Origin of the sequence: Sphingobacterium olei (genome assembly GCF_005048855.1) — a bacterium.
Taxonomy (GTDB): Bacteria; Bacteroidota; Bacteroidia; order Sphingobacteriales; family Sphingobacteriaceae; genus Sphingobacterium; species Sphingobacterium olei.
Genome location: NZ_SUME01000008.1, coordinates 227,797 through 241,052, shown reverse-complemented (window position 1 = coordinate 241,052; position 13,256 = coordinate 227,797). Strand labels below are relative to the sequence as shown.

General features: G+C 41.3%; 8 protein-coding genes. 4 read left to right on the top strand and 4 right to left on the bottom strand.

Annotation, left to right across the window (positions count from 1 at the left end; translation table 11 throughout):
* Positions 1–93: 93 nt before the first annotated feature.
* Positions 94–351: a BCCT family transporter gene (locus tag FAZ15_RS22920; protein ID WP_238387311.1), complete on the top strand. Its 258-nt coding sequence runs from the start codon at positions 94–96 to the stop codon at positions 349–351.
* The gene (locus tag FAZ15_RS18515) at positions 326–2,158 is read left to right on the top strand and encodes a BCCT family transporter (RefSeq protein ID WP_238387310.1); all 1,833 of its coding nucleotides are present in this window, start codon (positions 326–328) and stop codon (positions 2,156–2,158) included. The genes FAZ15_RS22920 and FAZ15_RS18515 overlap by 26 nt, the downstream gene beginning before the upstream one ends.
* Positions 2,159–2,234: 76 nt before the next feature.
* On the opposite strand, the gene FAZ15_RS18510 is transcribed toward FAZ15_RS18515, so the two are convergent.
* Positions 2,235–3,536, bottom strand: a complete 1,302-nt coding sequence (locus FAZ15_RS18510) for a DUF389 domain-containing protein (protein ID WP_136902794.1) — start codon at positions 3,534–3,536, stop codon at positions 2,235–2,237.
* A 177-nt stretch (positions 3,537–3,713) separates the two neighbouring features.
* Here FAZ15_RS18510 and FAZ15_RS18505 point away from each other — a divergent pair, with 177 nt between their 5' ends.
* Positions 3,714–6,158: a TonB-dependent receptor gene (locus tag FAZ15_RS18505; protein ID WP_136902793.1), complete on the top strand. Its 2,445-nt coding sequence runs from the start codon at positions 3,714–3,716 to the stop codon at positions 6,156–6,158.
* Here the strand turns inward: FAZ15_RS18505 and FAZ15_RS18500 are convergent.
* The gene (locus FAZ15_RS18500) at positions 6,155–6,970 is read right to left on the bottom strand and encodes an AraC family transcriptional regulator (protein ID WP_136902792.1); all 816 of its coding nucleotides are present in this window, start codon (positions 6,968–6,970) and stop codon (positions 6,155–6,157) included. The two genes, FAZ15_RS18505 and FAZ15_RS18500, sit on opposite strands and share 4 nt — an antisense overlap.
* A 269-nt stretch (positions 6,971–7,239) precedes the next feature.
* Between FAZ15_RS18500 and FAZ15_RS18495 the strand changes: the two genes are divergently transcribed.
* Positions 7,240–8,775: a SulP family inorganic anion transporter gene (locus FAZ15_RS18495; protein WP_136902791.1), complete on the top strand. Its 1,536-nt coding sequence runs from the start codon at positions 7,240–7,242 to the stop codon at positions 8,773–8,775.
* A 95-nt stretch (positions 8,776–8,870) separates the two neighbouring features.
* Here the strand turns inward: FAZ15_RS18495 and FAZ15_RS18490 are convergent, their stop codons facing one another.
* Entirely contained in the window at positions 8,871–10,079 is a 1,209-nt protein-coding gene (locus FAZ15_RS18490; protein ID WP_162305008.1) for a purple acid phosphatase family protein, read from the bottom strand.
* 92 nt (positions 10,080–10,171) lie between these two features.
* Complete coding sequence (locus FAZ15_RS18485; protein ID WP_136902789.1) at positions 10,172–13,216, bottom strand: TonB-dependent receptor; 3,045 nt, start codon at positions 13,214–13,216, stop codon at positions 10,172–10,174.
* Positions 13,217–13,256 lie beyond the last annotated feature (40 nt).

The window sequence follows — 13,256 nt, the reverse complement described above, 5'->3', positions numbered from 1 at the left end:
GCTATGGAATATTAAATAGTATTCAAGCAGTTCCAAATTTGATGAATTTATTGTGGAAAGCGCATATAAGGACAGTTTAAAGACAATATCACCATGCGGATACTAGGAAAGAAACCTCAATTCAAACATACATTCGATAAGAGCGTGATATTGCCAAGCCTGATATTCATAGTTGGTGTATGTTTGTTGGCGGCACTATTTCCTAAATTGATTAACGGATACCTTAGCGATATAAAGAACTTTGTTTTCGTAAACCTCAATTGGTTATATGTTTGGTGCGTGACCATTTTTGTGATTTTTCTGGTCTTTCTTATGTTCAGCAGGTATGGTAATATCCAAGCTCGGTACTAATGAAAGCAAACCGGAGCACTCATTTTTCTCATGGGTTTCCATGCTCTTTGCCGCGGGCATGGGTATAGGTCTAATGTACTTTAGTGTAGCCGAACCCATGCAGCATTATTCTTCTGAAGCCTTTCAAGGCAATCACTATATTAACCGCGCAAAAAATGCACAACTCTATACGTTTTTTCACTGGGGCATACATGCCTGGGCTATCTATGGTTTGGTAGGTTTAACCTTAGCCTACTTCGCTTACAGATACCGACTGCCCATGTCGCTCCGTAGTTGCCTGTATCCCTTACTTAAAAACAAAATTTATGGAACATGGGGGGCTGTGATCGATGTATTTGCATTATGTAGTACTTTTTTTGGGATCACGACCACATTGGGCTTTGGTGTGGTACAGATCAATTCTGGTTTGGTGACATTGAATCTCCTTCCCAATTCTAGCTTTATTTACCAAGTCGCGATAGTTCTTGTCCTCGTGTCGTTTTCCGTATTTTCGGCTATATCAGGTGTAAATAAAGGCATTAAAATATTAAGTGGCATTAACATATCCGCTGTGATTGCATTAATGTTATTTGTATTATGCTTAGGACCAACGGTATACCTAATTGGCAGTTTCACAAATGGGTTAGGTAATTACGTAAATAGCTTTTTCGATTTGACATTTAATACGCATGTCTATGAAGAAGAAACTTTACCGTGGTTTTATAACTGGACTATCCTTTATTGGGCATGGTGGATCTCTTGGTCGCCCTTCGTAGGTCTATTTATAGCTCGCATATCCAAAGGCCGGACTATCAAAGAGTTCATTGCTGCGGTATTAATTCTACCCACATTGTTTAATTTTATCTGGATGTCTGTTTTTGGAAACAGTGCAATTTGGTTCGATGTCAATGTCGCGGACGGCGCACTGAGCATGCTTGTTTCTGATCCTGACTCGCTGCTATTCCGTTTTCTGGAATATCTACCACTTAGCAATTTATTGAGCTATTTAGTCATCACGATAATTATGATTTTCTTCGTCACATCCGCCGACTCGGGTATGATCGTTATGAATAGTATTTCCTCGCAAAATGCCTCCAATTCGCCAAAATGGCAAACGGTATTTTGGGGTGCTCTTCTGGCAATATTAGCACTATTGCTTTTAAATGTAGGCGGACTGTTAGCGCTACAGACGATGACACTTTTAACGGCGTTACCTTTCGCTGTAATTATGATATTATTTGCTGTATCGTTAATGAAGGCGCTTATCATCGATCATAAATATTATGAGCAGGATGTATCGGTTTCTACTGTTCCCTGGTCGGGCGAATACTGGAAGCAACGTCTGAAGCAGATTGTATCCTTCAAAAGTCGCGAGGCGGTTGATAAGTTAATTTATGAAGATATAAAAGCTGCATTTTTAGAGTTAAAGCGCGAATTTGAGCAAAATGGCATTACAGCAAAAATAGAAACGTACGATAATCCAGTCCGGCTTGAGCTTGCGATAAGTCATGATGTTGTAAACGACTTTATTTATGGTGTTAAAAGTCAGAAGCGCGTAGTATCCGCGTTCTTAGTTGATGATGAAAATCTTCCAGACCCAGAAAGTAATACAACTTATTTTCCGAAGACCTACTTTGGTGATTCAAGAGAGGGATACGACGTTCAGTACTTTACAAAGAACGAACTGATCAGTGACGTACTAAAGCATTACGACCGCTTTGTTAGCATTGTGGCAGAAGAAGCAAACGAGATGTTTATCAGTAGAAATACGAATGCGACACGTGGGAGTCGAGAAAAGGATACTTCCGATCAAAAAGAGAGGTCATAATTCAATTGTATTCTAGCGCCAAAGCTCCGCCGAAAAATACCTACAACCTTTGAAGAACTACCCTAGCTGAAGTAACTTATGGAGTTGGTTTCTGAATCACCTCGATACTATCCGTAGGAAAACGATTTGCAAGCCAGCTAGCCAGTTTTTCTTTTTGTACTGGTGTTAACGCCGGATCGGCCGTGTACAGGAATGCGATGTTGGTCACGAGACTGTCATTTGTCTCGTACTGCTGCTGGCGACCAACACTGTACAAACTTATCTCGGGAAAAAGGACTCTTATATCGCTCTTCAAAGTTGGCGAGCCAATCTCGTACATCGAAATCTTATTATTAAGTTTACGTATTGTAATATCTTTTTCGTTTACGGCAACAGTCCTTCTGTCGATTTCGCTCAATATACTCGATTGTAGGTCGACTGTATCCTGTCGGATCAATAGTTCAGTATTTTCGATTCCAAAATCTACCATAGCAGTTTGTAGCTGTTCGATTTCCTTCTCATTAAACTTTTTGGCAAGAAAAGCAAGCTCCAGCCTCCGGGGTCTGCTGTTAAATTGTAACTTTTCATACACAATGGTATACCCCTTGTCAGAGAGTTCGTGCTGTACAAACTGTCGTACGCGGTTGTTGTACTTTCGTTCCTGGTACAGGTTATAAGCGAAGTATAGGCTTGGTATGATGAGCGCGAGGGTGATAAACGTGATACTCTGTGTAATCCGTTTTTCACGCTTTTTGTCCACGTAGTGTACTTTAGGATAACGGAGATATTTTACAATGGTGAAGGTCGCTAGGCATATGAATACGCAATTGATCACATACAAAAATATAGCACCCGCGAAATAAGTTAGATTCCCAATAGCTAAGCCGTATCCCGCCGTACACAGTGGCGGCATTAACGCAGTAGCTATAGCCACGCCGGGGATAGGATTTCCTTTATTTACACGTGTGATAGCGATGACGCCGACCGTACCCCCGAAAAAGGCAATGAGAACGTCATATATATTTGGCGAGGTGCGAGCAAGGAGCTCCGATTGCGCATCCTTAAAGGGACTTAGCAAAAAGTATAAGAAGGATACAATTAAGCTAATAAGCGTCGAGATAACCAGATTTTTAAGCGATTTTTTGAGCAACGGAAAATCAAAAGTACCAAGAGCGAAGCCCGCACCCAAGATAGGCCCCATAAGCGGTGAAATCAGCATCGCACCAATGATTACTGCCGTAGAATTGACGTTTAGCCCGACCGAGGCCACCACGATGGCACAAGCGAGAATCCAAGCATTCGAGCCTCTAAAAGAAATATTTTCGACCACGTTCTGTAGTACGGTTTCTTTCTTCTCTTCTCCTTGATGTAAATCGAAAAATCCAAAAAAATTATTCATCTCATACGGTTTGACTGCTAATATAAAAATCTTTCTTTATGTCTGTATAATTATGTCTGTATAATTATGTCTGTATAATTTGGTTCAAAATAGTCTATTTGAAAAAAGAATGGTATAATTTTAAAAATATCCCTTAATACTGCCAGTCTTTCTTATTTTTGGAGAAACTTAAACTTCGTGAATAGATTTTTTATTATATTCTGCTATTTAATAACGATTCAAACTGCATTTGCACAAAATTCAAAGCTTTCAGGCATCGTTAAAGATTCCTTATCAACCGTACCGATCCCCTTCGCCAGTATTGGTTTATTAGACGCCAACAACAGGGTGGTTGATGGTGTGGTAGCCGACACCGCCGGTAGCTTTAGTCTTTCCAATCTAAAGAACGGAAAATACAGCCTAACCGTGAAATTCATTGGTTACAATCAAAAGAAAACTACGATAGAGATTAGGGGGCAAAAAAGTTTAGATCTTGGAACCATCCTTATTTCCGCTGCAGATAACAGATTAGAACAAGTTACGGTTACAACCAGTGGAACAGGACAACGACATACTAGCGACCGGCAAAGCTACAACGCCAGTCAATATAAAAATGCCGTCGGCGGAACAGCATTGGATATCGTTAAAAATTTACCATCGGCATCCGTTGACGCCAATGGAAATATCAGTATGCGAGGCAATGCCGGCGTAATCGTATTAATCAACGGTAAGCCCTCTTTCCTGGATCCAGCAACCCTATTGAATCAAATAGCTGCCAACGATGTGGCAGAGGTGGAATATATCACGAGCCCCACCGCGCAATTTGACCCCGATGGCAAGGGTGGTATTATCAACTTAAAAACAAAAAAATCAGCAAATAATGGATTCGCTTGGATACTTAACCTGCAAGGAGGATTACCAAGTATTGAAGATTATGATAATCGCGAAATTCAAAAGCGCTTTGGAGGTGACATTGCATTCCAATATAAAAAGAACAAACTAGAATTAAACGGCTCGGCTAACTACCTTCGGAATGACAACGCGGGATTTAGAGAAGGAGATGTAAATACCGTTATCGGAGACCGCCAGACCTTCTTTCCTTCGCGGGGTGAAAGAAGTTTTGATAAATACAATTTCGGAATCAGATTAAATAGTACCTATGAAATATCCGACAAACATTCCGTGAATTTAGGCGCACTTGCATCCAGAAGGTTTCAGGATAGAATTGCCGATATTTACTATACCAATAGGACGATTCAACCGTCTAGTGGCGAGGAAATATCCAGAACAAACTACTTTAATCCCAACCTTCAGAATAAACAGGGAGAATTTTATTTACTAGATTTCTCTTATCAATACAAAATCAATGCGTCTCATTCACTACAATTAGGTGCCATATACGAATATGCTAACATATATGGTTCCACTAAAAATGCAAATATTGAGAACGGAATCGATACCGTTCAATGGACGGATAACAAGTATACCAATCCGCTACGAGGCTTAAGGCTTTCTTTACAACATACTTGGGCCATAGAAAATGCAGAATTATTAACGGGGTATCAATTAAGGAATGACAAGCAGAAAGGTGAATTTGAATACTTTGCATCAGAAAATGGAACAAATAACCTCGAATTGGTTCCAGAATTTACGGGTAAATTGGATGCAACCAACAAGATTCATGCGCTTTTTACGCAATACGACCATAAATTAATGAATACGCAGTTTTCATTAGGTCTTCGTTATGAGTATTATCAGCGTGATCTGCTTTTACTAAATACCAACCAAGAATACCCATATTCCATTCATCAACTATACCCAACCTTCAATTTAATGCAAGATCTAGGTTCAGGTTGGTCATGGAAATTAGCAGCGGCACGAAGAGTGCAACGAAACAACAATTTTGAATTAAACCCTATCCCTGAACGCGAACATTCCGAAACGTTAGAACAAGGAGATCCAGAATTATTGCCGGAATTCACCACCAATGCCGAAACGGGACTGGTAAAGAAATTAAAAACGGGTAGTGTTTTTTTGAATGCCTACTATCAGCACACCAAAAACCCAATTCAACGGGTAAATTCCGTTTATGCTGACACCATCCTTCGCCGTGTTTTCACCAATGCAGACTACGCCTCCCGCTACGGAGTCGAAGTGGGAGGGGAAGCCAAGCCATTGTCTTGGTTAAAAGTTAATGGGGGTTTTAACATATACAACTACAAAATTTCAGGTCAGGTATTGGATGATGAGGAAACAAGGACAAACCGAGAATGGGTGTATTCGCTCAATGCCGGTCTCCAAGCAGAATTTTTAAAAAGCTGGGGTGCTGGTTTGCAGGTGAATTACCTTTCAGAAAGACCAACTGTTCAGGGGATGGACTCGAGATTCGTCACTCCCCACTTCAACGTAAGCAAGGCTTTTGTAAAAGGAGCGATTACAGCCCAGTTGCAATGGCAATTTATGGAGCTGGGTAACTGGGGAGTGAATGAGCAACGCATTACCACATTCTCCCGTGACTTCTATACCACTACAAATTACATTTATGAAAAGAATGTATTCCTAGTTAATTTGAACGTTAACCTTGATAAGTTAAATCGGATCTTAAAACTGCCGAAGAGTGAATTTGGAGAAAAAGAATTCTAGGTCTCTCGCTTTTTAAATTCGGTCGGAGTAATACCGGTATATCGTTTAAAATATTTAGAGAAATTTGACTTATCCGTAAAGCCTAGTTCGAATGCTACCTCAGATATTGAATTGGTGGTATAGAATAGCAATCGCTTAGCTTCTTTAACGATATAGGCCGCTAGCACCTCCGACGCAGTTAAGTTTGCATGTTTCTTGCAAGCAGCACTTAGGTTCTGCGGACTCGTGTTCAACTTCGAAGCATAATAGGCGACATGGTTTACGACTCGTGCATCGTTATCAAGCAACCCGCAGAACTGGCCATATAGGTTCTGCCGAACTGTTTTCGTTCGTTTAGAACTTTCTGTATGCTCGAGGGCTTTGGCCAAAATTACTTTAAACAAGCCTTCCTGGCAGACCTTGTGCTCTTCAACCGCCAACATTTCCAACAACTTTTCAATCCTATCGCTCTCTTTCAAATATATCGTATCAAAACGGCTGATCTTATCAATCAACCTATTGATCTCAAAATCTAAACTCTGACTCACAAACAAGTTCTTTACCAAAAGAACGAATCCGCTTACCGGGTTTGCCAATTCCCAATGATGGACATTATCTTTTCTGATTACCAATAAACATGGTGTTATTATCATGGACTCTCTTCCGTCAATAACATGTTTGCCCGATGTGGACGACAGAAATACGAGTTCCAAATAACCATTATGTTTATGAGGTTTAGTGATATTCTTAGAAAGATCAAAAGTGGCAACTTTAATAAGTCTCTGAGGTTCCAGCTTGTCTTTAACTTCAATTTTTTTTCTATCCATCATCATTGCACAATTATAGTAAACAATAAGAAAAGATTCTGCGTTGCGAAAATAACTTTTTTAGTTTTATGTAGTAGTAGATTGTGTACTATAATGATAAATTGTACTTTTGCATAAGTAAAATGAAAAGAACAGTACAAATATCATCTCAAGTTACTCCACCTTGATCCAGGGTTAACAACCGTCTTTCTCCATAATATGGAAGCTTTGTTGTATGCGGATATTTCACATCCTGCATATATTACCTTTTTTCAGTTTTTTATTACACAGGTTTTATGCAAAAAATTATTAATTTATTTGACTTCAAGCAGAAGATTAATTATAAAAATGAAATTTTGGCCGGTTTGGCTGTTGCAATGACGATGGTTCCAGAGTCTTTATCTTTTGCGATACTGGCGGGACTCTCGCCGCTTACAGGTCTTTACGCCGCATTCTTAATGGGTATTGTAACAGCTATTTTGGGCGGTAGACCCGGTATGGTATCTGGAGGTGCCGGAGCCACTGTTGTCGTACTTATTGCGTTAGCTGCATCACACGGCGTCGAATATCTTTTCGCTGCAGTAATTTTGGCCGGCATCTTACAGTTGTTAGTAGGGGTTTTAAAACTAGGTAAATTCGTTAGGTTGATTCCCCAGCCAGTTATGTACGGTTTTTTAAACGGACTAGCCGTTATCATTTTCATGGCACAGGTAGCGCAATTTAAGATCACGGCGAATGGAGTCGATACCTGGATGCAGGGATCTGCCCTATATTTAATGGGCGGACTTACAATGCTCACTATTATTATAGTTTTTATTCTACCAAAGTTCACCAAAGCTGTCCCATCTTCTCTTGTTGCTATACTGGTTGTGTTTGGTATCGTTTACTTGTTTGATATAGATACCAAAAAAGTGATTGATATTGCTTCAGTAAGCGGTTCGCTACCTACATTCCATATACCTGCGATACCCTTCAGTTTGAAAACTTTAGAGATCATTTTTCCTTATGCGCTGGTAATGGCAGGTGTTGGATTGATTGAAAGTCTATTAACGCTAAATATGGTTGATGAAATCACCAATACTAAAGGTCAGTCTAATAGAGAGGCAGTCGCCCAAGGTGCCGCAAATATCACCAATGGGTTCTTTGGTGGAATGGGGGGCTGTGCAATGGTCGCGCAGACTCTAGTCAACGTAGGGGCTGGAGGGAGAGCTAGACTTTCCGCAATGGTTGCAGCGGTTGCAATTCTAACTATAATTTTGATTGCCGGCCCTGTGATCGAGCAGATTCCAATGGCGGCTTTAGTAGGAGTTATGATGATGGTCGCTATCGGAACATTTGAATGGGTAAGTTTTCGGATTATCAATAAAATGCCACGCCATGATATTTTTATTGGTATGCTGGTCGCAGTGATAACGGTACTTTTACACAACTTAGCGTTAGCTGTATTGATCGGTGTCGTTATTTCAGCTTTGGTGTTTGCCTGGGAAAGTGCAAAGCGTATTCGTGCCCGAAAGTTTGTAGACGAACAAGGTGCAAAACACTACGAAATTTATGGCCCACTATTTTTTGGTTCGACTACCGCCTTTCTAGAGAAATTTGACGTCGTCGATGATCCAAACGAAGTAATAATAGACTTTAAGGAAAGTAAAGTAGTAGATATGTCTGCTATTGATGCCTTAAATAAAATCACAGAGAAATACCACAAATTGGAAAAAAAAATACAACTACGTCACTTAAGTCCGGATTGTAGACAACTATTGAAGAATGCTGAATCGGTTATCGATGTAAATATTATCGAAGACCCCACCTATAAAGTAATGACCAATAGATAGTTTGGAATAAATTTGGTTATACCAAAAACTCAAAAAAAATCGAATGTGTCCCGTAGCACTCAGGACACATTCTCTGTAAGCAATATTCTTGTCGCTTATCGGTGCAACTCAAAATGGTCGTACAGCACACCATCAGCCGTATAGGCTTTATAATACAATGTATTTCCTTTGATATTTATGACCTGAAACAGCTGTGTATTTTCAGCCGATTTTTGTATCCATTCTTTTTGTGTATCGATCTGATACATCTTGGGGCCAGCCACCGATACGATATATACAGTTTTTTTTTCTTTTTTAGAAGGAAGGGCACTTCTGGCGTAGGTGTGGTCGTGTCCCTGCAGGAGGAGGTGTACGCCATATTTTTCGAAAAGTGGTCTAAATAAATCTGAAAATTGATAATTGTCGCGTGACTTAGCCGTCGAATATACAGGATGATGGCACATGACCACAGTCCATTTGCTAGGGTTGTTCTTGAGCACTTCTTCCAACCATAGCGCCTGTGCTGTACGATATGTGCTGTCCAACATGATGACCTGGGTGTTGAGCGCGATGATACGCAGCGGGCCGTAATCTACAAAGTAGTTGGATTCTTCCAGTCCTGCTGCACCGTTTTCCGGTAGTCTGAACTGTTGTTGCCAATGTGGATCGAGAGTCAGTACTTTTTGCTCATCCCTAAAATACTCGTGGTTGCCGGGTACCATAAGCTGTGGATAACTGCTGTTGATACCGGTACCTGCATAAAACCATTCGCCCCACTCGTTGTCTGAATTGCTGCGGTTGATCAGATCGCCGGCATGAAGTACAAAGTCGGCCTCCGGACAGGTTTGTATAGCTTTGCGGTATACACGTGTCCAGCGCGAGCGTAGGTCATTCTGCGCATCTCCCAGATAAATGAAAGATAGACTATCCACCTGAGCTGCAGTTCTAAATTGAAACCATTCGCTCCAAGCTCCTTCTTTACCCACGCGATAGTTATAGGTATGGTCTGGTTGCAGCTGGTCAAAGGATACGTTGTGATACATTGACTGGTTATTTTCTCGGTCAGCAAATACATTACTCTCGGCCTGAAATACCCGGATTGAACTGTCTGCAAACTCAGGTGTGTTATTTTCGATGCGCAACTGTGCAATCTGTCCGCTGCCTTGGATTACGTTTGTTCGCCAGTTGACCGCTTGGGTGTGCGCTGCGTCGTTGGTAAGGTTCAATATGACGCGGTCAGGGTGGTTTTCGGCAAGATAACTTTGCCCTTGCGCCATCGAAGTTAGCATGATGCCCAGCGTTAGTGTAGTAATTAGTTTTTTCATGTATGTTAGCGTTAAAATTATTTTAAACTGCCACCTCCGTTTATCTTTGATTAACCAAGGTGGCAGCATTTAGTGTGCGTATGTATCAATTATTAATTAATCATGTATTTTACCCCGATGTTCCCCCATCGTGCGTAGTATTTATAGTCATTAGGACGTCCGTCACCGAAGTCAAACCGCACCTGTGAATTCGTAATATTGCTTAAGCCCACAAATACGGTGAAGTTCTTGTTAATCTTTTGTGATGCAGAGAAATCAAGTTGCGTACGACCTTTTTCCATCAGGTCATTAGCTTCTTCATCTGCCAATTCGCTAATGAAGGTCTCGTAGAAATTAAGGGCTATACGTCCAGAAAACCCATATTTTTCGTACGAAAGCGCAAAGTTTCCTACGCTCGGGCGCATTTCAGGTAGCCTCACTTTGCGAACAGACTCTACTCCAGGTACCTCAAAAGATGATTTTACGTAGGTGTAGTTTGCAAAAACACCAAAGCCATTTGCAAAGCCCGGCAAGAAGGTAAACTGTTGTTGCCAAGCGATTTCTAAACCATATACATCTGCTGCCGCGCCATTTACCGTTTGTGTGATCGCGTAGCCGTCGTAAGTACCACCAGACTGTGTGTATACCGACTCATAAATGTAGTCGTTTATTCTTTTATAGAATATACCACCAGAAAGTAAGCCGATAGGATTTAAATAGTGTTCAAACAACAAGTCCGCATTGGTCGAGGTACTTTGGTCGAGCTGAGGGTTACCTTTTTTCATACGTTTACGGCGCACCTCAATTTCTTCCCAGGGAACCAAGTCATAATAAGAAGGACGGGATAGGGTGCGTGTAAGCGCACCGCGAATGTTAGTCTGCTCGGTGATTTTGTATTTAAGATTCAAGCTTGGAAAGAATCCCGCAAAAGCAGCTTCAGTATTTACCGGCTGTGTCGATTGATAATTACCCTGGTCATCAAATGAGACAATATTACCCGTATACTTAAATCCGGTACGTTCGTAGCGCATACCAAGTATGGTTTCTAATCTACCAGTGGTCAATTTACCCAGGAAGTAACCTGCAGCTAGATTCTCATTTCCTTCGTAAGAATCAGGATCCGTATTTTGACGAATGTAATTGTCATTGGTTTCAAAAAGGTTCATGTTTTCTTGATAGTATTTTTCCATCAAGTACCCATTGGCTATAGCTCCAGAAAGATTGTATTTACCACCAAAATATTCGCTACGACTGTAGTCTGATGTAAACGCATCCATAGTTAATGAACCGGTTTTTAGACGATATTGGAAATAGTTGCGCGTGTGCGCGTCTTCTTTGTAGCGGAAACGTGCACCCGCTTTAAGATCTAAGGTATGACCATCGCCGAATGAAAGGGAGCGTTTGATATTTCCAGACAGCTGTAGATCCTGATCGTGCGCAAATTGGTGGCGACGGTTGTAGCTGTTAGCTGTGTACTTTGCCGCATCATTTTGGTCTGAACCCGTAAATAAAAACTGCGGTGCGCTCGGGTCATTGTTGTCAATTTCGGCGCTTAGTCCACTTTGTTGGAAATACCCGTCATAGTACAGCGGCTGGTCGTAACGTCCTTTGGCAAACGTAGCATCTGCATCCACTTCATAGTTGTTGAATACCGTCTTTCCGCCCAGAGAAAATGTGATAATATCTCTATTGTAGTCACGTGGCGTCCCCGCCGAACCGATGCTGATATCTGTTGCTTGGTTGATATCGGTATACTCACCGATATTATAGGATTTGGTGCCGCGGGTCTGTAACTCGAAATATTTGTTATACGAAGAACGCGCATACAGCTTCGTGGCTTGGTTGGGATAATAGTTAAGCTCTAATTGCAAGCCAGTATTTTTACGTTCCAGATCGCTGCCTTCCAATTCTAGGTTTGACATCAGCAAGCGCTCTTGGCCATCGATCTCATAGGTGTCATAATCAACCTGCACACGGTCTTCTCCACGGTAGGTCTGGCTGTAGTTTATATCAGCAAGAAATCCCCATCTGTCGTAACGCTTTCCGAGTACAGCACCGATATTATAATTTGCTTTGGACAGCAACTGGTTGTATCCTCCGCCTACATTAACGCGAAAAAGTTCTTCACCGGCCTTTGGTGTTTTGGAAACAATATTTACCGAACCCGCGGTTGCATCGGCATCCATATCAGGCGTAAAGGTCTTATTTACCTCGATCGCTTCGACTGTAGAGGAAAGGATCCCATTAAGATCGATCTCGCGGCTATTCGTCTGCGTAGAAGGTAGTCTGGTTCCATTTAAGGTAACGGATCCCATATTCTGACTGAGGCCGCGCATCACGACATTACGCGGTAATCCGTAGCTGTAATCCATGGCGATACCAGGTACGCGTTGCAATGCTTCTGCAACTGTCGCATCTGGAAAACGCTCAATCTGCTCCTGCGAAAGCACATAACGTATATTGTCGGCATTCTTCATGTTGCTCAATGCCAGTGCTTCGCCCCGGCGTATGCCGTTGATCGTGATGCCTTCTAAGTTGTTATCTTTTGGTTCTAACAGGATGTTGATAGGCGTCCCTCCATTTGGGTAGGTGAGCTCTATAGTTTGGTTTTGGTATCCAACATAAGAGACTTGTATACTTATTTTTCCCGGTTTTAGACCTTGTAGGATAAAATAACCATTAGCATCAGCCATGGTTTCCCGATTATTAGAAAGGTTGACCAGTGTCGAATGGGGCAATACACGTCCGGAGTTGGCGTCTTTGACATACCCAGCGATAATATTTTTCTGTGTAGGATCTTCTTTTGCCGATTTCGAAGCAGCTACTACTACAATGTTATTTTGCACAATACGGTACCCCAGTCCGTTGTCAGTCAGTAGTTGATTTAGCACCCCACTTGCAGTTGTACTGGTTTGTTTTATGGTGTGCGCATTTTTTCCTTGGATAAGATTTTTGTCGTAAGAAATAGGAATGTCCAATTGTTTTTCCAATTGATTCAAACCTTGTTCTAGATTACCGTTACTTCCTGCCCAGTAAATCTGTTTTTCTTGTAGCATTTTGGATGTCTGTCCTATTGCAGGAGTAGATGGCATAATACCGACATTGAAGACCGTTGCAGCAAATAGTAAATTGCGAACTGTCTTTAGCTTTTTTTTCATACTTTTGATATTATTAAATTGTAAATTTGATTAGGAGTGT

Excerpts from the sequence above, each read along its gene's own strand:
- FAZ15_RS22920 (WP_238387311.1), top strand. The coding sequence starts at position 94 with ATGCGGATACTAGGAAAGAAACCTCAATTCAAACATACATTCGATAAG.
- FAZ15_RS18515 (WP_238387310.1), top strand. The coding sequence starts at position 326 with ATGGTAATATCCAAGCTCGGTACTAATGAAAGCAAACCGGAGCACTCA.
- FAZ15_RS18510 (WP_136902794.1), bottom strand. The coding sequence starts at position 3,536 with ATGAATAATTTTTTTGGATTTTTCGATTTACATCAAGGAGAAGAGAAG.
- FAZ15_RS18500 (WP_136902792.1), bottom strand. The coding sequence starts at position 6,970 with ATGATGATGGATAGAAAAAAAATTGAAGTTAAAGACAAGCTGGAACCT.
- FAZ15_RS18495 (WP_136902791.1), top strand. The coding sequence starts at position 7,240 with ATGCAAAAAATTATTAATTTATTTGACTTCAAGCAGAAGATTAATTAT.
- FAZ15_RS18490 (WP_162305008.1), bottom strand. The coding sequence starts at position 10,079 with ATGAAAAAACTAATTACTACACTAACGCTGGGCATCATGCTAACTTCG.
- FAZ15_RS18485 (WP_136902789.1), bottom strand. The coding sequence starts at position 13,216 with ATGAAAAAAAAGCTAAAGACAGTTCGCAATTTACTATTTGCTGCAACG.